This window comes from Enterobacter sp. UPMP2060, assembly GCF_053709655.1.
Window position 1 is genome coordinate 628,600 of sequence record NZ_JBSKJQ010000001.1, and the last position, 22,227, is coordinate 650,826.

Below are 22,227 nucleotides of genomic sequence, written 5' to 3' on the forward strand. Positions count from 1 at the left end.
ATGCCTATCACAAATTTCCTTTCTGAAATCCTGTGCTATTCTTTTTTGTGTCGTTGATTTAATGACAAAAACCATACAGAGAGGAAAGTTATGGGAATTTTATCCTGGATTATCTTTGGGCTTATTGCGGGTATTCTGGCGAAGTGGATCATGCCGGGCAAAGATGGCGGTGGGTTTATCGTCACCGTAATACTGGGTATTATCGGCGCGGTAGTCGGCGGCTGGATCAGTACGCTGTTCGGTTTTGGCAAAGTCGATGGCTTTAACTTCGGCAGTTTCGCCGTCGCGGTGATTGGTGCGCTGGTTGTTCTGTTTATCTACAGAAAAATCAAAAGCTAAGGCTTACAAGCGTGAAAAAAGGCTGCCAGATGGCGGCCTTTTTACGTAGTGGCGTTTACCACCAGCCAAGCTGCGTGCCGGCAAATGCCGCGATGGCAACGATCAGCATAACGAGGGTCGTTTTTCTCATTTATGCCCCAGGCGCCGCGTAACCACCGACAAAAAACCATGCTAAAAAAATCACCGCCGTTATAAAAATAACGACCGGGAAGAGGATCCCTATTCTCATATCATCACCTGTTTCGGTTTTTGTAACGCCGTAGAGTGTACGGGGTTAATCCATAGTGAGAAAGCGTGTTTTGCTTTTTCCTTTCTTATCCTGATACATCGCGACATCCGCGTCGCGTAATGCGCCGTCCGGATCGGTTACCCGAGGGTCCACTTCGATAACGCCGACGCTGGCTCCGGGGTAAATGAGGTTGACGCTACCCAGCCAGTATTCACCGGCAATACAGGCGCTGAGGCGCGTTTTGAGCAGCGTGACCTGCGCGTTATCTCCTTCGCTGTGGGATGTGCTCAACGACGCCACCAGAAACTCATCGCCGCCCAGCCTGCCAATGATATCGTCCTGCTGTTTTTCTTCCGTCAGACGCTTGCCCACTTCAATCAGGAACTGGTCGCCAGCCTCGTGGCCGTAGCGATCGTTAATCAGCTTGAAATCATCGAGATCGATGAACGCGATGACGGTGTTACGTTTAAGGTGACGCGCCAGGGAAAACAGCGTGGTCAGATCTTCAAAAATGGCGCGACGGTTGGGTAAACCGGTAAGGGCATCCGTGTAAGAGTGCGCGATGAGGGCCGCGTTGGCTTCGCGAAGCTGGGTTACCAGCGACTCTTTCTGAATGGACTGGGCAATCAGACCGGCGAATAACTTCAGAACCTGTTCACCGCGCTCGCTAAGCGGCTTTCTGGCCGTGCTGGTGGCACAAAGCGTTCCGTAGAGTGAACCATCCGCAAGATGGACAGGAATACTCATGTAGGTCGTAATGCCGAGCGCTTTCGCCGCCTCGCACTCCGGCCAGCGTTCGGGAACGTCGTTGCTGAATACGGTGTCGCTATCCAGCGCGCGCTTGCACAGTGTTTCATCCCATGGGACGCTCAGCCCCTCAGGAATTGTCATCTGCTTGCTGTTGCGGGCGTAGAGGATATGCTGCAGTCGGGCTTCGATATCTACCTTGGTGAGGTAAGTCGACTCCATGTCAGTCACAATCTCCAGCATCTCCAGCAGCTGGCGAACGAGACCTTCAAGGGATTGTTCAGTGGCGAGGGTTTCTGAAACACGGGCAAGGATAATATCCGACATGACGTAGAATGACTCCCAGGCAGAAGACGTCTGCATCTGCATGTTATGCTGAATTTTTAGACTTCAGGCATAGTAAAACATGAATATAAAAAATTTAATATATGCAGGGAGAGGGCAGCAGCAGAGAAAAAAAGGCCCCGTTGTTGAGACCGGGGCAAAGACATCTTGATTACGGAATGATGTTCTCTGGTCATATCGAGAACATGCCACACTATAGTGTTGAAAAGTGCAGTTAAAATGGAGAAATCATGGAGAAAGGGGCGATGACCCGTTAACCTTAGACTGTCATGATGTCACAAGGATCAATGAGATGAGATTTCTGCTTCTGGCGCTGGCGCTTCCCCTGGCTGCCTGCACCGCGAAAACAACCCCACCCGATGCCCCGAAACCACCGCACGCTATCGGTATGGCGAACCCGGCCTCCGTGTACTGCCTGGAGAAAGGCGGGGAACAGATCCCGGTTCAAAGCCCGCAGGGCGTACGCACGGAGTGCAAACTACCGGGGGGCGAAGTGATTGATGAATGGACGCTCTACCGTCGCGATCGTCCGCAACCCACCAGGTGACAGACGTATATTGCCTGCGATACACTTCTCTTTAGGATTATTCTTAGCCAGTTCCTGGCTACCGTTACCGTGAGAGAAGTATGTTTCAGCTTAAACCGGGCAGCATGGCGATGATCATCGGTGCCCGCACGGCGTCAGGCCGTCGCAATATTGGTAAATCTGTTGAGCTGTTTGGCCTGTGTCAGCCCGGCCTGCGTTTCGTTAACCCGGTCAACGGCGTGATGACGCAATTACCCTCTACCGCCGATCGCGCGCTTTGGCTGGTGACAGGTGATGTTTACGCCTTTGACAATCAGCACGGCTTTGCCTTTGTCCGCGCCGAACATCTGATGCCGCTCACCCCCGATGAAGCGCCGCAAATGCTTGACGAGCTGGCGATCGGCTGATCAGAGATGGCGCAGCCAGTCGGCTAATACCAGGGCGTGATTTTGCTTCGTGTCTTTGGCAGCAAAGAGCAGGGTGACGGTCTGCCTGTTCGCCAGCGTCGCCAGACGCATTCCCTCGTCAGCATGCTGCGCCAGCTCTTCCCGATAGGCTTTGCTGAAGGCAGCGAAATCAATGGTTTCGCTATGAAAGGCCTTGCGTAATTCATTCGAGGGCGTGAGCACTTTGCACCATTCATCATAGGCGAGGTCCGTTTTTTTAACCCCGCGCGGCCACAGCTTGTCCACCAGTACTCGATAGCCGTCGTCCGGACCAGCCTGCTCGTATACGCGTTTGCATTGAATCATAATTCCACCCTCCCAATTTAAGGTATTGTGATAATTGCAGAAGATCGGTAGTCTGAGGTTCCTTATGTTATCTGATAATACTCTGGCATAAGGAACCTTTCATGGAACACCTCCCGGTTAAAACGACGCTGCGCATTGCGCTGGTTGGCGATTACAATCCCAGTGTTATTGCGCATCAGGCGATCCCGCTGGCGATTGACGACGCCGCCGCAGTCCTTGACCTCACCGCCGATTACGACTGGCTTGCCACCACGGAGCTGACGAGCCCTGAAGATCTGGTGGGCTACGATGCCATCTGGCTGGTGCCTGCCAGCCCCTATAAAAACACCGAGGCGGCCTTTATCGCCGCGCGCTACGCCCGTGAAAACGGCGTACCGTTCCTGGGCACCTGCGGCGGATTCCAGCACGCGCTGATTGAGTATGCCCGCAATGTGTTGGGCTGGGCCGATGCGGCACATGCCGAGACGGATACCGAAGGCACCATGGTGATTGCGCCGCTGACCTGCTCGCTGGTGGAAAAAACCGATGCCATTGAGCTGCGCAAAAATACGCTGATCGCGAAAGCCTACGGCAAGCCGGAAATAGAAGAGGGTTATCACTGTAACTATGGTGTGTCGCCGGCGTTTTCCCAGGCGCTGGAAAGCGGTGATATGCATGTTACGGGCTGGGACGAACAGGGGGAAATTCGCGCCGCAGAACTGGTTACGCACCCGTTCTTCGTGATCACCTTGTTCCAGCATGAGCGTGCCGCGCTGGAAGGCCGTCCGGTCGTGCTGGTGCAGGCGATGCTGCGCGCGGCGCGCGGGTAGGAAAAGGCAGACCCGATGGTCTGCCACAACATTTAACGGGGCGCGATCTCGCGGTCTCGCCCGGCAAGCACGCCGCAGAGCGCCATTATCACGGCGGCCAGAGCGCAGCCCAGAAGCGGGATTTGCCAGTCTCCCGCGCTATCGTGAATTTTCCCCATCAGCGGAGGGCCGCAGGCGGCGAGCAGATAGCCAATCGACTGCGCCATGCCGGACAGAGCCGCAGCCTGGTGCGCGGAGCTGGCGCGCAGACCGATGAACGTCAGGCCGAGGATCATCGTTGCTCCGGAGCCAAAGCCAAACACCAGCGTCCACATCACCGCCATGTCAGGCATAAACCATAGCCCTGCCGCGCTTACCGCGCACATCAGCGCCACCGCGCCGGCGATACCCCGCTGGTCTTTCAGACGGTGGAGGATCAGCGGAACGGCAAGCCCCGGCACGGCCGTGGCCAGCTGCAACAGTCCGTGCACCGAGCCGGCCTGCGCTTCGCTGTAGCCGTGGCTGAGCAATATCGCCGGCAGCCAGCCGATGATGACGTAGTAAATCAGCGAGTTAATCCCCAAAAAGAGCGTTACCTGCCAGGCGAGGGCCGAGCGCCAGATGGCGCGGTTATGCAGCGCGCCAGCGCCCGTTACCGTCGCAACGTGTTTCTGACGCCACTGCGGCAGCCAGAGCAGCAGCGCGACCAGCGGAAATGCCATCAGCATCAGCAGCGCGCCATGCCAGCCTGCGCTACCCTGCGCCAGGGGAACAATCATCGCTGAGCCAAGCGCCGCCGAGACGCCCATCGTCAGGGAATAGGCCCCGGTGAGTCGGGCTACCTGGCCCGGGAAGTCACGCTTAATTAATCCGGGTAACAGCACGTTCCCGAGCGCAATCCCGCAGCCGATGACCGCGGTTCCGATGAAAAGCAGTGCGGCGTAAGGCAGCGAGCGAAGTGCAATTCCGGCGCAAATCAGCAGCAGGGCGACAAACAGGCTGCGCTCCATGCCGATACGTCGGGCAACGCCTGCGGCAAGCGGTGAGACAAGGGCGAAAGCCAGCAGGGGCAGGGTGGTCAGCAGACCGGTTTGCGCCGTGCTTAAGCCATAATCAAGACGAATAGTGTCGAGCAGCGGGGCTGCGCCGGTAAAGGTGACGCGAAGCGTAGTGGCAATCATCAGGATGCCTGCAATCAACAGCGCGCCGTGTTTTCCTGAGGTGCGAATAGCAGTAGTCATTATGTTCTCATACGTTCAAGCGAGCGCACACAATACCGATTTTCCTGGCGGTTTAAATCAGGCTAAAATGACAGTTTATCGCTAAAATCGGACAAACTGATGATTGGTCTGGGACTGGACGGCTATGATCCCGATAGCCAGCACGACGCGGCCGTCGCATTTCGCATCCGCGTGGTGGCGGAGGAACAGTATATTCCCCGGCATCATCACCGTAAGGGGCAGCTGATTCTGGCCCTCGGCGGCGCGATCACCTGCGAAGTGGAAAATGCCATGCTGATGGTTCCGCCCCAGTACGCCGTCTGGATCCCCGGCCAGATGCCGCACAGCAACAGGGCCACCCCGGGCGCGCAGCTCTGCTTTTTGTTCATTGAGCCGGGGGCGGCAAGCTTGCCCGACCGCTGCTGCACCCTGAAAATCTCCCCTCTGGTGCGGGAGCTGATTTTATCCCTGGCGGAAAAATCGCGTGAACAACTCTCTCTTGCGGCCACGTCGCGCCTGGTAGACGTTCTGTTTGACGAGCTGCCGCTCCAGCGTCAGGAGCATCTGCAGCTGCCCGTCTCGCCCCATCCTAAAATTCGGCTGATGAGCGAGAAAATGGCGGAAGAGCCCGCCGCCTGGCAGACGCTGACGCAGTGGGCGAGCCACTTTGCCATGAGCGAACGCAACCTGGCGCGGCTGGTGGTGAAAGAGACCGGTTTAAGCTTTCGCCGCTGGCGTCACCAGCTGCAGCTGATCGTGGCGTTACAGCATTTGATCGGTGGGAAATCGGTACAGCAGGTGGCACAGACACTCGGCTATGACTCTACCACCGCGTTTATCACCATGTTCAGAAAGGGACTGGGCCAGACGCCGGCGCGTTATATGGCCAGCCTGACTACGACTTCCCAATAAACAGAGAGACAAGGCCTGCCGCAATCAGCGGCCCCACCGGAACGCCGCGAAAGAGCGCCACGCCCAGCACGGTGCCCACCAGCAGACCCGCCACCAGCGAGGGCTGGCTGCTCATCAGCGTAACGCCGCGCCCGCCCAGCCACGAAACAAAAATCCCCACCGCGATCGCCACCAGCGATTTCCAGTTTACAAACGAGTGCAGCAGGGTTGAAGCGGGAAGCGTGCCGCTGGCGATGGGCGCCATTACTCCGATGGTTAAAATGATGATCCCGATGGTGAGGCCTTGTTTTTCTATCCACGGGAAGAAGGTATTTAACGGGGTCACGCGAACAATAATCAGCACCAGAATCGAGATGGCGACGGTGGTGTTATGGCTGACAAAGCCGAGCGCGGCGAGTGCCAGAAGAATGAGCAGAGTAGGGTCAAACATAGGGAATCCTTGCCAAAATAATCAACTTGCTTACTGTACGCGCAAACGCGTCGGAGGACAGTTTTAAAAAGATTATATTGCTGTCATAACCTTGTCATTTACGCGGATTAAAACGAAGGCAGATATCGCAAAAGGGGTCGCCATCATGAACGATCACATGTTTGTTGAAACGCTGATTATCTCCTCATCGTTTTTTGCTATTGCCATTATTCTCGTCGCCTCCGTGCTGTTTCTGGAAAGAAAAGGCTGACAGGGGCGTCAGCCATCACGGTTACGCTTTGTGGAAGGTCACCAGCTCAGGACGGGCGATGCGCAGGTAATCCTGGGTATCCATAATCACGGATTTCTCCAGTAAACCGGCGTTAAAGGCGATTTCGTCAAAGCGCTCGAACAGCAGCGGGTCGGCAACCAGCGCCAAATCAGGATGGAAGCTAAAGGGCGGGATCGCGCCGAAAACGCAGGCGGTCAGGGTATCGACCTCAGCCGGGCTGGCGAGGGAGGCCTTCAGCCCGCCAAAATGGCTGGCAAGCTGGCTCAGGTCGGCCTGCAGATCGGCGGCGAGGATCGCCAGAACGTGTTTTTTTACGCCGTTTCCCTTCACCTTGCAGACCAGGGCTTTGGCGCCTTGCCGCAGATCGGTCCCGCGAATTTCACTTACCGCTTCGCATTTCCCAACCGCCTCGTGCTCCATGACGCGAAAACGCGCGCCCTGCTCGGTGAGTAAGGTAATCAGCTGCTGGTGGGTTCCTGCCCCAATAACGTCGTCAGTCATAACGATTTCCCGGTGATAATCCATTTTGCAGGGTTCTACATTAGCACGGGATGAACGAGGTCGAAAGAAAACAGCCAGCGGGTTCGCTGGCTGTTGGATTATGCGTTGCTGGTAGCAGATTGCTTGTGGAACAGCTCCCTGAACACCGGATAAATATCATCCTGGTCACGGATATGCTGCATGGCAAAATTATCGAACATTGCTTGCAGATGTTCATACTCCCGCCACAGGGTCTGGTGCGCGCGACGGGTAATTTCGATATAGCTGTAGTAACGCACCACCGGCAGAATTTTCTTCGCCAGAATCTCGTGACACAGCGGTGAGTCGTCGGCCCAGTTGTCGCCATCGGACGCCTGCGCGGCATAAATGTTCCACTGCGCCGGGTCGTAACGCTCTTTGACCACTTCATCCATCAGCTTCAGAGCGCTTGACACGATGGTCCCGCCGGTCTCCTGCGAGTAGAAAAACTCATGTTCATCTACTTCTTTCGCCTGAGTATGGTGACGAATATAGACCACCTCCACGTTCTTATAGGTTCTGCTCAGGAACAGGTAGAGCAGAATATAAAAACGCTTCGCCATATCCTTCGTGGCCTGGTCCATCGAGCCGGAAACGTCCATCAGACAGAACATCACCGCCTGGCTGGAGGGCTCAGGGCGTTTTTCGTAATTCTTGTAGCGCAGGTCGAAGGTGTCGATAAACGGTACCCGTTCGATCTTCGCTCTTAGTTCCGCAATCTCTTTACGCAGACGCTCCTCTTCCAGCAGTTGCGCCGGTTCCGTGTTTTCCACGACCTTCAGGCTGCTCTCCAGCTCGCGCAGTTCGCGCCGTTTGCCCGCCGTCATGGCCGTTCGTCGCGCCAGCGAATTCTGCAACGAACGCACGACGCTGATATTGGCGGGCACGCCGTTGGCGGTATAGCCCGCGCGATGGGTTTTGTATTCATTAAGCTGACGATGCTGATTCTTTTTCAGATTCGGCAACGCCAGGTCTTCAAACAGCAGGTCGAGATATTCGTCTTTCGAAATCTGGAAGACAAATTCGTCCTGACCTTCACCGTCCTGGCTGGCCTGTCCCTGACCGCTTCCTGAACCACCGCCGCCGCCCTGAGGACGCTCAATTCTGTCGTTCTGAACGAAGTGGTCATTACCTGGATGTACGCGATGGCGCAGGCCGCCTCGCCCCTGATGAAACATCGGTTCGCTGATGTCATCGGTGGGGATGGAGACAGACTCGCCGCTGTCGACGTCGGTCACCGAGCGTTTGTTGATGGCCTCGGAGATAGACTGTTTAATTTGCGCTTTATAACGACGCAAGAAGCGCTGGCGGTTCACCGTGCTCTTGTTTTTGCCGTTAAGACGCCGGTCAATAAACCAGGTCATATACCCCCCGTACTGCATTTGCCAACTTGCATTTTGTAGGCCCGGTCAGCGCTAACCGCCACCGGGCACTTGTTTTTAAGACGATTTACGCACGCGCAGATACCATTCACAGAGCAGGCGGACCTGCTTGCGGGTGTAGCCTTTTTCCATCATACGGTCGACAAAGTCGTCGTGCTTTTTCTGCTCATCGGTTGAGGTTTTGGCGTTAAACGAGATCACCGGCAGCAGCTCTTCGGTATTGGAGAACATTTTCTTCTCAATGACCGTGCGCAGTTTCTCGTAGCTGGTCCAGTTCGGATTGCGCCCGTTGTTATGCGCTCTGGCGCGCAGGACGAAGTTCACAATCTCGTTACGGAAGTCTTTCGGGTTGCTGATCCCGGCAGGCTTCTCGATTTTTTCCAGCTCCGCGTTCAGGGATTCACGGTCAAACAGCTGGCCGGTATCCGGGTCGCGGTACTCCTGATCCTGGATCCAGAAGTCAGCATAGGTGACATAACGGTCGAAAATGTTCTGCCCGTATTCTGAATAGGATTCCAGGTAGGCCGTCTGGATCTCTTTGCCAATGAACTCGGCGTATTTCGGGATCAGGTAACCTTTGAGGAACTCAAGGTAGCGTTCAGCCTGCTCCTGCGGGAACTGCTCGCGTTCGATTTGCTGCTCCAGCACGTAGAACAGATGAACCGGGTTGGCCGCCACTTCCGCATGGTCGAAGTTAAAGACGCGGGAGAGGATCTTAAACGCGAAGCGCGTGGACAGACCGTTCATCCCCTCATCAACCCCGGCATAGTCGCGGTATTCCTGATACGACTTCGCTTTCGGGTCGGTATCTTTCAGGCTTTCACCGTCATAGACGCGCATTTTCGAATAGATGCTTGAGTTTTCCGGCTCTTTCAGACGCGAAAGGATGGAGAAGCGCGACAGCGTTTCCAGCGTTCCCGGTGCGCAAGGAGCGTGCACCAGCTCGCTGTGGTTAAGCAGTTTCTCGTAAATTTTGATCTCTTCGGAGATCCGCAGGCAATAAGGCACCTTGACGATGTACACGCGGTCAAGGAAGGCCTCATTGTTTTTGTTATTACGGAAGGTCACCCATTCAGATTCGTTCGAGTGGGCGAGAATAATCCCGTTAAACGGCAGGGCGGAGATACCTTCCGTCCCGTTGTAGTTGCCTTCCTGGGTAGCCGTCAGCAGAGGATGCAGCACTTTAATCGGTGCTTTAAACATCTCGACGAATTCCATAATCCCCTGGTTCGCACGGCACAGCGCGCCTGAGTAACCGTAGGCATCCGGATCGTTTTGCGCGAAGTTTTCCAGCTTACGGATATCGACTTTACCCACCAGCGCCGAGATATCCTGGTTGTTCTCATCACCCGGTTCTGTTTTGGCGATGGCGATTTGCTCAAGGATAGACGGCCAGACCTTCACCACGCGGAATTTGGTGATGTCGCCACCAAACTCGTGCAGGCGTTTTGCCGCCCACGGCGACATGATGGTGCCGAGGTAGCGACGCGGGATGCCATACTCTTTATCCAGAATCTGCGCGTCTTCCTGCGGATTGAACAGGCACAGCGGATGGTCGTTCACCGGGCTGCGTTCACCGTTGGCGCTCAGCACATAGATAGGAACGCGCTGCATCAGCGACTTCAGGCGTTCAGCCAGCGAGGATTTACCGCCCCCCACCGGGCCGAGTAAATAGAGGATCTGTTTCTTCTCTTCCAGACCCTGAGCGGCATGCTTCAGATAGGAGACAATCTGTTCGATGGCATCTTCCATACCATAGAACTCTTCAAACGCCGGGTATCGGGCGACCACCCGGTTCGAAAAGAGACGGGAAAGCCGAGGCTCCAGGGCAGTGTCAACCATGTTTGGCTCACCAATAGCCATCAATAGCCGTTCTGCCGCATTGGCATAGGCACTGCGATCTTGCCGACAGATGGTAAGAAACTCCTGCAGTGTGAACTCTTCGTCCTTGGCAGCTTCATAGCGCTGGCGATAGTGATCGAATATATTCATGGCATGCCGTCCTTTCGTTTTTTAGCACAGGATAAGAGCCGTTCGTATGAGTAGTGGAGGCTCCCGGAAGAGAATCTCTCGCACCTCACTGCCAGAGCAGCAACCTGTGTGCCAGGTCAGACGCTAAGAACCGCAGGGTGTTCAGGAAAACTCTTCTTAAATTAAAGCGTAGATGGCATTTGCAAAACTTGCATGCCCAGAAAATCTACTTTCAATGACATATCAATAACTCATCCAAAAATTTCCACTGTCGTTATAAGACAAATGCACGTTTTTCATTCAGTGGTCATATAAATGAAAGCGTGTTGTCATCTGAAAAGTTAAAAATAACGGGTTAATCAGACTGATTAGCAGGCAAAAAATTTTGGGATGTACGGGAATGGCGGTTACACTTCATCCGCTGATTATTTGACTACAGGAAAGAATGGATTGTGACCAAACTCAAACTTCTGGCATTAGGCATCCTTGCCGCAACCGCAGTGAACACCGCGCAGGCGGAAAGTCAGTGGACGGTTGGCGCGGGTGTTGGCGTCATTAACAGCCCGTATAAACAGTATGACCGTGATGTTTATCCTGTTCCCGTTATCACCTATGAAGGCGACAACGTCTGGTTCCGCGGGCTCGGCGGCGGCTACTATCTCTGGAACGATAAGGCCGATAAGCTCTCCATCATGGCCTACTACGACCCAACGCATTTCAAGCCGGGTGACAGCGACAGCCATGCGCTTCGCCAGCTCGACAAGCGTAAAAGCACCATGATGGCCGGGCTTTCTTATGTACATAACACCGAGTATGGCTTCCTGCGTACGGCCCTGGCGGGTGACACGCTGGATAACAGCAACGGCTTTATCTGGGATCTGGCGTGGTTGTACCGCTACACCAACGGTGGGCTCACCCTGACGCCGGGTATCGGTGTGCAGTACAACAGCGAGAACTACAACGACTACTACTACGGCGTCTCTAAAAACGAGTCCCGCCGCAGTGGTCTGAAAAGCTACAGTGCAGATGACGGCTGGGATCCTTACCTGGAGCTGACCGCGAGCTACAACTTCCTTGGCGACTGGAGCGTGTACGGTACCGGCCGCTATGAGCGTCTGAGCGACGAAGTGAAGGATAGCCCGATGGTCGATAAGTCCTGGGCAGGCATCTTCTCTGTGGGTGTGAGCTACAAGTTCTGATTGTGCATTAATTCAGTGCAATCTTTGCATCAAAACGGGGCGCTTGCGCCCCGTTTGCTTTAGCGTGGTGCAGTGAATTTATCGCTTAACAATGCGAATCGTCTGCCCTAAACGGGACGGTTTTTCTTCACTCGCTTTTTGCGGGTTGCTCACGCAAGCGGTTTCCACGCAGACAAACGTTTTGTAGCCTTCATCCGTCATATCGGCCATGCTGACGGACAGCGCAGGGCCCGGGTTCCAGCCCACCACGTCGCTGTGATGATGATGGACCACTTCAATGCCGCGGTTCAGGGCGCCGTCGTGGATCACGCTGCACGCTTCCGGGTGCAGGTAAACGCGGTCGGTACGGTCAGGGAATGCCTGAACGCCGTCGCTCAGTTTGCCTTCTTTCGCGTTATCCACTTTGTCGATATAGGTATTGCCCAGGCCGCTCACCTTCACGGCGCTGATATCACCCACGTTGAAATAGGTGTGCAGGGCAGAGGTGGTTTCGAACTCGCCGTGAGCTTCCAGTTCGATTTCACAGGTTTTACCCAGCTTGAAGCGGGCATACAGGGTGAAATCGTGCGGCCAGAGGGCGCGGGTTTCATCATTAGCCTGCAGCTCAAAGGTCAGCACTGCGCCGTTGTCATCTTCGTTATGCGCTTTCAGCGTCCACTGCTGGTTGCGGGCAAAACCGTGAGACGGCAAACCCGGCTGTGCGGACGGGCCGAACCACGGCCAGCAGATCGGTACGCCACCGCGGATTGCGGCCCCTTTTTTGAAGGAGGTCGCATCGCTCAGCCATAAGCCTTCTGCTTCGCCTTCCGGTTTCCAGGAGAGCAGGTGGGCGCCGTTGAGCGCTACGGAGGCTTTAACGCGTGGGTGGTCAACGACGATGACATCAGCACCGTCAATCTGACGGCGGGAGAGCACAGGGGTAAGTTGTTCGACTACCGGAAGTGCAAAAATTTTATTAGTCATTAAGCAATCCTCTGTCTTATAAATAAAAAAAGGCGACCGAAGTCGCCTTTTTGGATCAAACACTCATCTCAACTTATTTGGAGATGTGAGCGATCAGGTCCAGTACTTTGTTAGAGTAGCCAGTTTCGTTGTCGTACCAGGAAACCAGTTTCACGAAGTTGTCGTTCAGTGCGATACCTGCTTTAGCATCGAATACTGAAGTGCAGATTTCGCCGTTGAAATCGGTAGATACAACGTCGTCTTCGGTGTAGCCCAGAACGCCTTTCATTGCGCCTTCGGAAGCAGCTTTGATTGCTTTCTTAATTTCTTCATAAGAAGCAGCTTTTTCCAGACGAACGGTCAGGTCAACAACGGATACGTTAGGAGTTGGAACGCGGAACGCCATACCAGTCAGTTTGCCATTCAGTTCTGGCAGTACTTTACCTACAGCTTTAGCAGCACCGGTAGAGGATGGGATGATGTTCTGAGCCGCGCCACGACCGCCGCGCCAGTCTTTGTGAGACGGGCCATCAACGGTTTTCTGAGTAGCGGTAGTCGCGTGAACGGTAGTCATCAGACCTTCGATGATGCCGAAGTTGTCGTTGATAACTTTAGCCAGTGGTGCCAGGCAGTTGGTGGTGCAGGATGCGTTAGACACGATATCCTGGCCAGCGTAAGTTTCGAAGTTTGCACCACGAACGAACATTGGGGTGTTGTCTTTGGAAGGACCAGTCAGAACAACTTTCTTCGCACCTGCGGTGATGTGTTTACGCGCAGTTTCGTCGGTCAGGAAGATACCGGTTGCTTCAGCAACAACGTCAACACCGATTTCGTTCCATTTCAGGTTAGCTGGGTCTTTTTCAGCAGTAACGCGGATGGTTTTGCCATTAACAACCAGGTGGCCGTCTTTCACTTCAACGGTGCCGTCGAAACGACCGTGAGTTGAGTCGTACTTCAGCATGTACGCCATGTATTCAGCGTCCAGGAGATCGTTGATACCAACGATTTCGATGTCAGAACGTTTCTGAGCAGCACGGAAAACAATACGGCCGATACGGCCAAAACCGTTGATACCTACTTTGATAGTCATATATTCCACCAGCTATTTGTTAGTGAATAAAAGGTTGCCTGTAAAATTACAAAAACCTTACGCAGCGTCAAGCGGAATCGTGTCAATCATTGCGACAAATCAATCCTGTGACTAACGTTTGTGCGACTGACTCGCCTCACTTTCCCTTTGAGCTTGCACCCATATGGGGGCTGAGCCGGGATTTTAAAGTCCTCTCAGGATAAAAATGTGAACGTGATCACAATTGCCTGACCGCTTATTCGCGACACATAAGTTTAGATCAAAAGTGCACGCAAGGGTGTTAATGTTTTGTTAGAATCCGGGTTGAAAGATGTCTGTTTCTACAGCGAGATGTAAGCATATGTCGAACCAACGTAACCCTGACGATTTGAAAAAAAACCTCACAGAAATGCAGTTTTACGTGACGCAGAATCACGGAACGGAACCGCCGTTCACCGGGCGTTTACTGCACAACAAGCGAGACGGCGTCTACCACTGCCTGGTCTGCGATGCGCCTCTGTTCAATTCACAAACGAAATTTGATTCTGGCTGCGGCTGGCCGAGTTTCTACGAGCCGGTGAGCGATGAGGCCATCCGCTACCTGACCGACTCGTCGCACGGCATGGTGCGTACGGAAATTCGCTGCGGCAACTGCGATGCGCACCTTGGGCACGTCTTCCCGGATGGCCCCCAGCCTACGGGCGAGCGTTTCTGCGTAAATTCAGCCTCAATGAGCTTCACCGATGATGAAAACGGTGACCAGATTAAGGGTTGAAAAAACGATTCAGCAAATTATTCCTTTGAAAGGGCGCGAGAGTGAATATTGATGACATGGTTAGCGGCATGACGCCGGAGATTTATCAGCGTCTGGTGACCGCCGTAGAACTGGGAAAATGGCCCGACGGCGTTGCGCTGACGCCGGAGCAAAAAGAGAACAGTTTGCAGCTGGTGATGCTGTGGCAGGCGCGCAATAACACCGACGCGCAGCACATGACGATCGACACCACAGGCCAGATGGTCATGAAGAGCAAGCGCGAGCTGAAAGAAGACTTTGGCATCACGCCGAAGCCGATTGCGACGATGAAAATGCAATAACGGTGCAGGTTGATACCCTCTCCCACAGGGAGAGGGCGTAAAAGACTACGCCTGTGTTTCCAGCCAGTCTTCGAGCGTATACAGCGTTGCGCCTTCCGCAGCCATATCCATAAACGCCTGAGCGCTGTCCTGCGGGTGAATGTTTACCCCGCGGCAGCCGTCGGTGATGACGCTGACGGTATACCCCAACTGGAGCGCGTCCAGCACGGTAAACTTCACGCAGTAATCCGTCGCCAGGCCCAGCACGATCAGCTCCGTGATTTCATGGTGGCGTAACCACGCGTCCAGCGCCGTTTTCTGGCGATGCCCGTTATCAAAAAACGCGCTATAGCTGTCGATAGCCGGGTTTTCACCTTTATGGAACACCGCGTCGATGGCTTTCTGGTTCAGGAGCGGATGCAGCTCCGCGCCTTCCGTCTGCTGTACGCAGTGATCCGGCCAGAAGGTTTGCGCCAGCCCGTCGAGTTCCCCCTGAGTGAAAGGATCGACGTCGTGCTGGCTGGCAAAGCTGCCGTGGTTCGCCGGGTGCCAGTCCTGGCTTGCGACAACCGCTTCACCGCGGGCTTTGCACCAGTCAATCAGCGTGTTTGCCACGTCAACGGTACTGTCACCTTCGGCGACGGCCAGCGCACCGCCCGCGCAGAAATCATTTTGCAAATCGACCAGTAACAGGGCGCGTTGCTTCATGAGCACTCCTTATTCGTCCGGGGTCAGCTCGCCGCGCAGGTTTTGCATCATCGCGCTGCGAATAGACTGAATGTCCAGATCCTGACTCAGTAAATAGTGAAGTTTAGTCAGCGTTGCCTCAACGGTCATATCGAACCCGCTGATAACTCCGGCGTGCGCCAGCGCGTTGCCGGTGGCATAGCCGCCCATGTTGACCTTTCCGGACATACACTGGGTCAGGTTCACGACTACAATTCCGCGCTCGCTGGCTTCCTGAAGCTCTTTCAGGAATTCGCCGTTCTGCGGTGCGTTGCCGACGCCATAGGAGCGCAAAATCAGCGCTTTCACCGGCTGGCGCAGGAAGTTACGCACCACATCGGCAGAGATACCCGGGTAGATAGTGACCACGCCAATCGGCTGCGGAGTGATCGGATGCACGATCAGCTCGCCGGCGGTGTTCGGTGCAGGCGGCGTGCCCAGACGACGGATATGAATCCCGGCCTCCAGCAGCGGCTGCAGGTTAGGGGAGGCGAAGGCGTCAAAACCGTCAGCATGGGCTTTGGTGGTACGGTTGCCGCGATACAGACGGTTATTGAAGAACAGCGACACTTCGTTAATCGGGTAATTCGCCGCCACGTACAGGGAGTTCAGCAGGTTGATCTGCCCGTCCGAGCGCAGCTCCGCCAGCGGAATTTGCGACCCGGTGACGATAACCGGCTTGCTCAGGTTCTCCAGCATGAAGGAGAGCGCCGAGGCGGTAAACGCCATGGTGTCGGTGCCGTGCAGGATCACAAAGCCGTCGTACTGGTCGTAGTGGGCTTTAATGTCATCCGCGATGTGCTGCCAGTCTTCCGGCGTCATGTCGGAGGAGTCCATCAGCGGCTCGTATTCGTGGATGGTGAAGTCAGGCATTTCCGGACGGTGGAATTCTGGCATCAGCGCAAGCTGACGCTGAAGGTGGCCGGAGACAGGGATATAGCCGTTTTCAGAGCGCTGCATACCGATGGTACCGCCAGTGTAGGCTACATAAATCGATTTCTTCTGCATGGTAGTGAGTTCTTGTTCTTCAAAAGAAAAAAATCCCCTCTTCGCGGGAAGAGGGGACGGTTTTTAACGGACGTTAGCGCAGGTCAGGCAAAACGCGTAACGACTCTGTGGATCGTTAAAGGCCGCGAGCTTATCGCTTTCCGCCTTCATCGCTTTCGCCGCCGTGGCGACCGGCGCAGGCAGGTAAGCCTGCATCGCCTCCGGCAGCATGGCGCGTACAGAGCCGGACATGCTGTCCATGACCATATCGAAGAACGACGGCTCGTCCTGGTAATACTCGATATGCCACTGCTTGAGCTTCGCCAGCTCGGCGGCTTTCTTCACCGCGTCATCGAAGTCGCCCAGGCTGTCCACCAGACCGTTGCTCTTCGCATCCTGGCCGGTCCAGACGTGGCCCTGTGCGATCTGGTCGATCTGCTCAGGCGTCTTTTTACGCGAGTCCGCCACCAGGGTGATAAAGCGCTTATAGCCGTTCTCAATGCTGAGCTGCATCATCTCAGAAACCTCCGGCGGCAGGGATTTGGTCACCGACACATCCGCCAGCGGAGAGGTGGCCACGCCATCGGTATGCACGCCCAGAGAATCCAGGCTGTTTTCCACGGTGTTGATCACCCCGAAGATGCCAATCGAACCGGTCAGCGTGCTTGGGTTGGCCACGATGTAGTTGGCTGGGGTTGAGATCCAGTAACCCCCGGAGGCGGCCATTCCGCCCATGGATACGACGACCGGCTTGCCGGCGGCACGCGCCGCGGCCAGTTCAGCGCGGATCACCTCGGAGGCGCTGACGCTGCCGCCAGGGCTGTTCACCCGCAGGACAATTGCTTTCACTTTTGGATCCAGGCGAGCATCGCGGATTTGTGACGCGGTAGTATCGCCGCCCACGTTACCCGGGGTCTCCTGACCATCCATGATGGCGCCGTTGGCAAACACCACCGCGACGCTGTCACCGCTGTCATCCGGCTTTTTCGCCGAGTAATCATACATGCTGATGGCGCTGTAATTTTTGTCCTCTTTGCTCCAGCCAAACTGCTTGCTCAGGGATTTTTCAATCTCGGCGCTGGTGCCCAGGGCATCCACCAGTTTGTTATCCAGCGCATATTTCGCGGTATCACCGTCAACCTTACGCAGGCCATCCAGCACGCCCTGCGCGCCGGGGAACGCCTGCTCAGGCGTAATCTGGCGGTTGGCGGCAACGGTGCCGAGATAGTTCTGCCACAGCTCGCCAATCCAGCGGCTGTCCGCTTCACGGGCGGCAGGAGACATGTCGTCGCGGATAAACGGCTCGACGGCTGATTTATACGTGCCGACGCGGAAGACGTGGGTGGTAACCTTCAGCTTGTCGAGCAGGGATTTGTAGTACAGGCCGTTGGTGGCAAAACCGTGCAGATCCACCGTCCCCTGCGGGGAGAGCCAGATTTTATTGGCGAAGCTCGCCAGATAATATTGCCCCTGGCTGTAGCTGTCGCCCACGGCAATCACCGGCTTGCCGCTGTCGCGGAATTCGCGCAGCGCTTTACCGATGTACTGCATTGAAGGCTGATCGCCTCCGGCGAAATCTTTCAGATCCAGCACGATCCCGGTGATGTTACGGTCGTCTTTGGCCTGGCGGATGGTATCGACGATATCGAACAGGGAGTTTTCCTGCAGACGGTCTGATGTCGCGCCAAACAGCTGGCGGCTGATTGCCCCCAGACGGTTGCTGGCGGACGGTTTATCAACGATAACGCCGGTGATATCGAGTAACAGGGCCCCGCGAGTCGAATGCTGCGCCTGATTCGCGTTGCTGATATGCATCCAGATGCCCGCGCAAACCAGAACCAGCAGGATGAAGAAGATGTTCATCACCAGGTTGCGGACGAAGTTGAGCAGTCGCCACGTCCATTTAAAGAAACCGGCAATGATTCGCCAAAGGGTTCGCATGTATTCTCCCTAACCAGAAAATGACTGTTTCCGTCGCCACTGGACGGTAATGTGGGGTTATCGTAATGACCCAACCGCCACTTGTCAGCAGGAATCGCCTGCCAGGCTGTAACAAAATCTGCCGTCGTGTTAATTTTGTGAGTAAATTTCAAGAAAGGAGTTAACTAATGGACGCACTCGAACTGCTTGTTAACCGCCGTAGCGCTTCCCGTCTGGCCGAACCTGCCCCGGCAGGCGAGCAGCTGGAGAACATTCTGCGTGCCGGCATGCGTGCCCCCGATCACGGCACGCTGCAGCCGTGGCACTTCTTTGTGATTGAAGGCGAAGGCCGCGATCGTTTCAGTCAGCTCCTGGAGCAGGGCGCGGTTGCCGCCGGTCAGGATGAGAAAGGGATCGACAAGGCGCGCAATGCCCCGTTCCGCGCCCCGATGATTATCGCCGTCGTGGCGAAATGCCAGGCTGACCATAAGGTGCCGGTCTGGGAGCAGGAAATGTCCGCAGGCTGTGCGGTCATGGCGATGCAAATGGCCGCCGTCGCGCAGGGCTTTAACGGTATCTGGCGTACCGGTGCGCTGACCGAAAGCCCGGCGGTCCGTGACGGTTTTGGCTGCGGTGAGCATGACAAAATTGTCGGCTTCCTCTATCTCGGCACCCCGCAGCTTAAAGCCTCCAGCACCATCAGCATTCCGGACACCACGCCTTTCGTCAGCCATTTCTGATAACGCACCTAAACTGTCTGGATTCTGAGCATCTGCCGCAGAATTCAGACAGTCATACTTACCTCTTTATGGAATGAGCGCTACCATAGCGCGATTGAGATGACAGGAGACGTCCATGAGCGAGCAAACCATTCGTTTAACGCAGTACAGCCACGGAGCCGGTTGCGGTTGTAAAATTTCCCCGAAAGTGCTGGAGACCATCCTGCACAGTGAACAGGCGAAGTTTGTCGACCCGAACCTGCTTGTCGGCAATGAAACGCGTGACGATGCTGCAGTTTATGACTTAGGTAACGGCACCAGCATTATCAGTACTACCGACTTCTTTATGCCGATTGTCGACAACCCGTTCGACTTCGGGCGCATTGCGGCCACCAACGCCATCAGCGATATCTTCGCGATGGGCGGTAAGCCGATCATGGCGATTGCCATTCTGGGCTGGCCGATCAACACCATCCCGCCGGAAGTGGCCCGTGAAGTGATTGATGGCGGACGCTTTGCCTGCCAGCAGGCGGGGATTGCCCTGGCCGGCGGTCACTCTATTGATGCGCCGGAGCCTATCTTTGGCCTGGCCGTTACCGGCGTAGTGCCGACCGAACGCGTGAAGCGCAACAGTACCGCGCAGGCGGGCTGCAAATTGTTCCTCACCAAGCCGCTGGGCATTGGCGTGCTGACCACAGCCGAGAAAAAATCCCTGCTGAAACCGGAGCACAAAGGCCTGGCAACGGAAGTCATGTGCCAGATGAACCTCGCCGGTGCGGCGTTTGCCAATATCGACGGCGTGAAGGCGATGACCGACGTCACCGGTTTTGGTCTGCTGGGGCACCTCTCTGAAGTGTGTCAGGGCGCGGGCGTGCAGGCGCAGGTCTGGTATCAGGACGTGCCGAAGCTGCCGGGCGTGGAGGAGTATATTGCTCAGGGCGCGGTCCCGGGCGGTACCCAGCGCAACTTCGCCAGCTACGGTCACCTGATGGGCGAAATGCCTGAGGAGTGGCGCAACCTGCTGTGCGATCCGCAAACCTCCGGCGGCCTGCTGCTGGCGGTCACGCCGGAATCCGAAGCCGAGGTTCAGGCCACTGCCGCCGAGTTCGGCATCACCCTGACGGCGATCGGCGAGCTGGTGACCGCGCGCGGTGGCCGACCGATGATTGAGATCCGTTAATTCGATGCGGTTGTTTATTGCCGAAAAGCCGAGCCTGGCCCGTGCCATTGCCGATGTGCTGCCTAAACCGCATCGCAAAGGCGACGGCTTTATCGAATGCGGTAACGGGCAGGTGGTCACCTGGTGTATTGGTCACCTGCTTGAGCAGGCGCAGCCGGATGTCTACGACAGCCGCTACGCCCGCTGGAATTTAAACGATCTGCCCATCGTGCCGGAAAAATGGCGCCTGCAGCCCCGACCTTCGGTCACCAAACAGCTCAACGTGATTAAGCGCTTCCTGCATGACGCCGCTGAAATCGTGCACGCGGGTGACCCGGACAGGGAAGGACAGCTGCTGGTGGATGAGGTGCTGGACTACCTGGAGCTGGCGCCGGAAAAGCGCCAGCAGGTGCAGCGCTGCCTGATTAACGACCTCAACCCGCAGGCCGTCGAGCGGGCGATTTCGCGCCTGCGCGCCAACAGCGAGTTTATTCCGCTGTGCGTTTCCGCGCTGGCGCGTGCGCGTGCCGACTGGCTGTACGGCATCAACATGACCCGCGCCTACACCATTCTTGGGCGCAACGCGGGCTATCAGGGCGTGCTTTCCGTGGGGCGCGTGCAGACGCCGGTGCTGGGGCTGGTCGTGCGTCGTGACGAAGAGATTGAGAACTTCGTCGCCAAAGATTTCTTTGAGGTGAAAGCGCATATCGTCACGCCTAAAGACGAACGCTTTACCGCCGTCTGGCAGCCGAGCGATGCCTGTGAATCGTATCAGGATGAAGAGGGGCGACTGCTCCATCGTCCGCTGGCGGATCACGTGGTTAACCGCATTACCGGCCAGCCGGCTATCGTCACCAGCTATAACGATAAACGGGAATCAGAACCCGCGCCGCTGCCGTTCTCGCTTTCCGCACTTCAGATTGAGGCGGCCAAAAAGTTTGGCTTAAGCGCGCAGAACGTGCTGGACATCTGCCAGAAGCTCTACGAAACCCACAAGCTCATCACCTATCCGCGTTCGGACAGCCGCTATCTGCCGGAAGAACACTTTGCCGGACGCCACTCGGTGATGAACGCCATTAGCGTGCACGCGCCGGATCTGCTCCCGCAGCCGGCGGTGAATCCGGACACCCATAATCGCTGCTGGGACGACAAAAAAGTCGATGCTCACCACGCGATTATCCCGACGGCGCGCGCCAGCAACGTCAACCTGACCGAGAACGAAGCGAAGGTCTATAACCTGATCGCCCGTCAGTACCTGATGCAGTTCTGCCCGGACGCGGTATTCCGTAAGTGCGTGATCGAGCTTGAGATTGCCAAAGGCAAGTTTATCGCCAAAGCGCGTTTCCTCGCGGAAGCAGGCTGGCGCACGCTGCTGGGGAATAAAGAGCGCGACGAAGAGAACGACGGCACGCCGCTGCCGGTGGTCGCTAAAGATGACGAACTGCTGTGCGAGAAGGGCGAAGTGGTTGAACGTCAGACCCAGCCGCCGCGCCATTTCACCGATGCGACGCTGCTGTCGGCGATGACCGGGATCGCCCGGTTTGTGCAGGATAAAGATCTGAAGAAGATCCTGCGCGCCACCGACGGTCTGGGGACGGAAGCGACGCGAGCGGGGATCATCGAGCTGCTCTTTAAGCGTGGCTTCCTGGAGAAAAAGGGACGCTACATCCACTCAACGGAACCGGGCCGGGCGCTGATTCATTCTCTGCCGGAGCTGGCCGCGAGGCCGGACATGACCGCGCATTGGGAATCGGTGCTGACGCAGATCAGCGAGAAGCAGTGCCGCTATCAGGACTTTATGCAGCCGCTGGTCGGGACGCTTTATCAGCTGATCGATCAGGCGCGCAGCACGCCGGTGAAAACGTTCAGAGGGATGGTTGCGCCCGGTAGCGGCGCGAAGAAACCGTTCAAGAAGAAAAAGAGCGCGGCAGCCTCTTAAACCGTAGGTCGGGTAAGGCGCAGCCGCTACCCGGCGAAAAGCAGCTCTGCGGCCTGATACGC

Annotated in this window: 25 protein-coding genes; 12 read left to right on the forward strand and 13 right to left on the reverse strand. The window is 56.0% G+C overall.

The annotated features are described in order from the left end of the window. Positions 1-90 precede the first annotated feature (90 nt). Entirely contained in the window at positions 91-339 is a 249-nt protein-coding gene (locus ACWKXN_RS03070; RefSeq protein WP_006174788.1) for a GlsB/YeaQ/YmgE family stress response membrane protein, read from the forward strand. A 130-nt stretch (positions 340-469) separates the two neighbouring features. Here the strand turns inward: ACWKXN_RS03070 and ACWKXN_RS03075 are convergent, their stop codons facing one another. Both ACWKXN_RS03075 and ACWKXN_RS03080 read right to left on the reverse strand, forming a co-directional pair. Beyond that, the gene (locus tag ACWKXN_RS03075; RefSeq protein ID WP_029739841.1) at positions 470-568 is read right to left on the reverse strand and encodes a YoaK family small membrane protein; all 99 of its coding nucleotides are present in this window, start codon (positions 566-568) and stop codon (positions 470-472) included. 45 nt (positions 569-613) lie between these two features. Continuing rightward, positions 614-1,642: a sensor domain-containing diguanylate cyclase gene (locus ACWKXN_RS03080; protein ID WP_033146523.1), complete on the reverse strand. Its 1,029-nt coding sequence runs from the start codon at positions 1,640-1,642 to the stop codon at positions 614-616. Between the two features lie 310 nt (positions 1,643-1,952). Here ACWKXN_RS03080 and ACWKXN_RS03085 point away from each other — a divergent pair, with 310 nt between their 5' ends. Together ACWKXN_RS03085 and ACWKXN_RS03090 are read left to right on the forward strand one after the other, a co-directional pair. Then, the gene (locus ACWKXN_RS03085) at positions 1,953-2,207 is read left to right on the forward strand and encodes a putative hemolysin (protein WP_023311246.1); all 255 of its coding nucleotides are present in this window, start codon (positions 1,953-1,955) and stop codon (positions 2,205-2,207) included. 80 nt (positions 2,208-2,287) lie between these two features. Further along, positions 2,288-2,593 (forward strand): nuclear transport factor 2 family protein, encoded by a 306-nt coding sequence (locus ACWKXN_RS03090; protein WP_087822386.1) that lies wholly within the window; start codon positions 2,288-2,290, stop codon positions 2,591-2,593. On the opposite strand, the gene ACWKXN_RS03095 is transcribed toward ACWKXN_RS03090, so the two are convergent. Beyond that, positions 2,594-2,938: a DUF488 domain-containing protein gene (locus ACWKXN_RS03095; protein WP_058840809.1), complete on the reverse strand. Its 345-nt coding sequence runs from the start codon at positions 2,936-2,938 to the stop codon at positions 2,594-2,596. A gap of 101 nt (positions 2,939-3,039) precedes the next feature. Between ACWKXN_RS03095 and ACWKXN_RS03100 the strand changes: the two genes are divergently transcribed. After that, positions 3,040-3,747 carry a CTP synthase C-terminal region-related (seleno)protein gene (locus ACWKXN_RS03100; RefSeq protein WP_048975694.1) on the forward strand — a complete coding sequence of 236 codons (708 nt, stop codon included), beginning with the start codon at positions 3,040-3,042 and terminating at the stop codon, positions 3,745-3,747. Between the two features lie 32 nt (positions 3,748-3,779). Here ACWKXN_RS03100 and ACWKXN_RS03105 read toward each other — a convergent pair whose 3' ends face one another. Beyond that, positions 3,780-4,967: a CynX/NimT family MFS transporter gene (locus ACWKXN_RS03105; protein WP_196354577.1), complete on the reverse strand. Its 1,188-nt coding sequence runs from the start codon at positions 4,965-4,967 to the stop codon at positions 3,780-3,782. A 99-nt stretch (positions 4,968-5,066) separates the two neighbouring features. On the opposite strand from ACWKXN_RS03105, the gene ACWKXN_RS03110 reads away from it, so the two are divergent. Then, entirely contained in the window at positions 5,067-5,858 is a 792-nt protein-coding gene (locus ACWKXN_RS03110) for an AraC family transcriptional regulator (RefSeq protein ID WP_033145241.1), read from the forward strand. On the opposite strand, the gene ACWKXN_RS03115 is transcribed toward ACWKXN_RS03110, so the two are convergent. Continuing rightward, positions 5,842-6,288, reverse strand: a complete 447-nt coding sequence (locus ACWKXN_RS03115; RefSeq protein ID WP_024908579.1) for a DUF441 domain-containing protein — start codon at positions 6,286-6,288, stop codon at positions 5,842-5,844. The genes ACWKXN_RS03110 and ACWKXN_RS03115 overlap by 17 nt on opposite strands. Positions 6,289-6,433: 145 nt before the next feature. Here ACWKXN_RS03115 and yoaI point away from each other — a divergent pair, with 145 nt between their 5' ends. Beyond that, positions 6,434-6,538 (forward strand): small membrane protein YoaI, encoded by a 105-nt coding sequence (gene yoaI / locus ACWKXN_RS03120; RefSeq protein WP_087822389.1) that lies wholly within the window; start codon positions 6,434-6,436, stop codon positions 6,536-6,538. A 21-nt stretch (positions 6,539-6,559) separates the two neighbouring features. Here the strand turns inward: yoaI and ACWKXN_RS03125 are convergent, their stop codons facing one another. The 3 genes from ACWKXN_RS03125 to yeaG all read right to left on the reverse strand — a co-directional run bounded on the left by ACWKXN_RS03125 (position 6,560) and on the right by yeaG (position 10,452). Beyond that, positions 6,560-7,060: a YbaK/prolyl-tRNA synthetase associated domain-containing protein gene (locus tag ACWKXN_RS03125; RefSeq protein WP_047651996.1), complete on the reverse strand. Its 501-nt coding sequence runs from the start codon at positions 7,058-7,060 to the stop codon at positions 6,560-6,562. 98 nt (positions 7,061-7,158) lie between these two features. After that, a complete protein-coding gene (locus ACWKXN_RS03130; RefSeq protein WP_032651499.1) occupies positions 7,159-8,442 on the reverse strand; it encodes a YeaH/YhbH family protein in 1,284 nt (427 codons plus the stop codon). 75 nt (positions 8,443-8,517) lie between these two features. Continuing rightward, entirely contained in the window at positions 8,518-10,452 is a 1,935-nt protein-coding gene (gene yeaG, locus ACWKXN_RS03135) for a protein kinase YeaG (protein ID WP_008500713.1), read from the reverse strand. A 431-nt stretch (positions 10,453-10,883) separates the two neighbouring features. Here yeaG and ACWKXN_RS03140 point away from each other — a divergent pair, with 431 nt between their 5' ends. Next, positions 10,884-11,630, forward strand: a complete 747-nt coding sequence (locus tag ACWKXN_RS03140; protein ID WP_032657936.1) for a MipA/OmpV family protein — start codon at positions 10,884-10,886, stop codon at positions 11,628-11,630. 78 nt (positions 11,631-11,708) lie between these two features. Here the strand turns inward: ACWKXN_RS03140 and ACWKXN_RS03145 are convergent, their stop codons facing one another. Further along, entirely contained in the window at positions 11,709-12,593 is an 885-nt protein-coding gene (locus ACWKXN_RS03145) for a D-hexose-6-phosphate mutarotase (RefSeq protein ID WP_454543292.1), read from the reverse strand. Between the two features lie 73 nt (positions 12,594-12,666). Continuing rightward, a complete protein-coding gene (gene gapA / locus ACWKXN_RS03150; RefSeq protein WP_023311257.1) occupies positions 12,667-13,662 on the reverse strand; it encodes a glyceraldehyde-3-phosphate dehydrogenase in 996 nt (331 codons plus the stop codon). Positions 13,663-14,002: 340 nt separating this feature from the next. Here gapA and msrB point away from each other — a divergent pair, with 340 nt between their 5' ends. Then, positions 14,003-14,416, forward strand: a complete 414-nt coding sequence (gene msrB / locus ACWKXN_RS03155) for a peptide-methionine (R)-S-oxide reductase MsrB (protein WP_008500710.1) — start codon at positions 14,003-14,005, stop codon at positions 14,414-14,416. A gap of 56 nt (positions 14,417-14,472) precedes the next feature. Then, positions 14,473-14,736 carry a YeaC family protein gene (locus tag ACWKXN_RS03160; protein WP_454543441.1) on the forward strand — a complete coding sequence of 88 codons (264 nt, stop codon included), beginning with the start codon at positions 14,473-14,475 and terminating at the stop codon, positions 14,734-14,736. Positions 14,737-14,781: 45 nt separating this feature from the next. Here ACWKXN_RS03160 and pncA read toward each other — a convergent pair whose 3' ends face one another. From pncA to sppA, 3 genes are all read right to left on the reverse strand, one after another. Further along, positions 14,782-15,423, reverse strand: a complete 642-nt coding sequence (gene pncA / locus ACWKXN_RS03165; RefSeq protein ID WP_211437871.1) for a bifunctional nicotinamidase/pyrazinamidase — start codon at positions 15,421-15,423, stop codon at positions 14,782-14,784. A gap of 9 nt (positions 15,424-15,432) precedes the next feature. Beyond that, the gene (ansA, locus tag ACWKXN_RS03170; RefSeq protein WP_008500705.1) at positions 15,433-16,449 is read right to left on the reverse strand and encodes an asparaginase; all 1,017 of its coding nucleotides are present in this window, start codon (positions 16,447-16,449) and stop codon (positions 15,433-15,435) included. 63 nt (positions 16,450-16,512) lie between these two features. Beyond that, positions 16,513-18,369, reverse strand: a complete 1,857-nt coding sequence (gene sppA, locus ACWKXN_RS03175; protein ID WP_039262030.1) for a signal peptide peptidase SppA — start codon at positions 18,367-18,369, stop codon at positions 16,513-16,515. Between the two features lie 167 nt (positions 18,370-18,536). Between sppA and ACWKXN_RS03180 the strand changes: the two genes are divergently transcribed. The 3 genes from ACWKXN_RS03180 (at position 18,537) to ACWKXN_RS03190 (ending at position 22,165) form a co-directional block, all read left to right on the forward strand. Beyond that, positions 18,537-19,088, forward strand: a complete 552-nt coding sequence (locus ACWKXN_RS03180; protein ID WP_047061604.1) for an NAD(P)H nitroreductase — start codon at positions 18,537-18,539, stop codon at positions 19,086-19,088. 115 nt (positions 19,089-19,203) lie between these two features. Next, entirely contained in the window at positions 19,204-20,247 is a 1,044-nt protein-coding gene (gene selD / locus ACWKXN_RS03185) for a selenide, water dikinase SelD (RefSeq protein ID WP_008500702.1), read from the forward strand. Between the two features lie 4 nt (positions 20,248-20,251). After that, entirely contained in the window at positions 20,252-22,165 is a 1,914-nt protein-coding gene (locus tag ACWKXN_RS03190; protein WP_048979435.1) for a DNA topoisomerase III, read from the forward strand. Positions 22,166-22,227 lie beyond the last annotated feature (62 nt).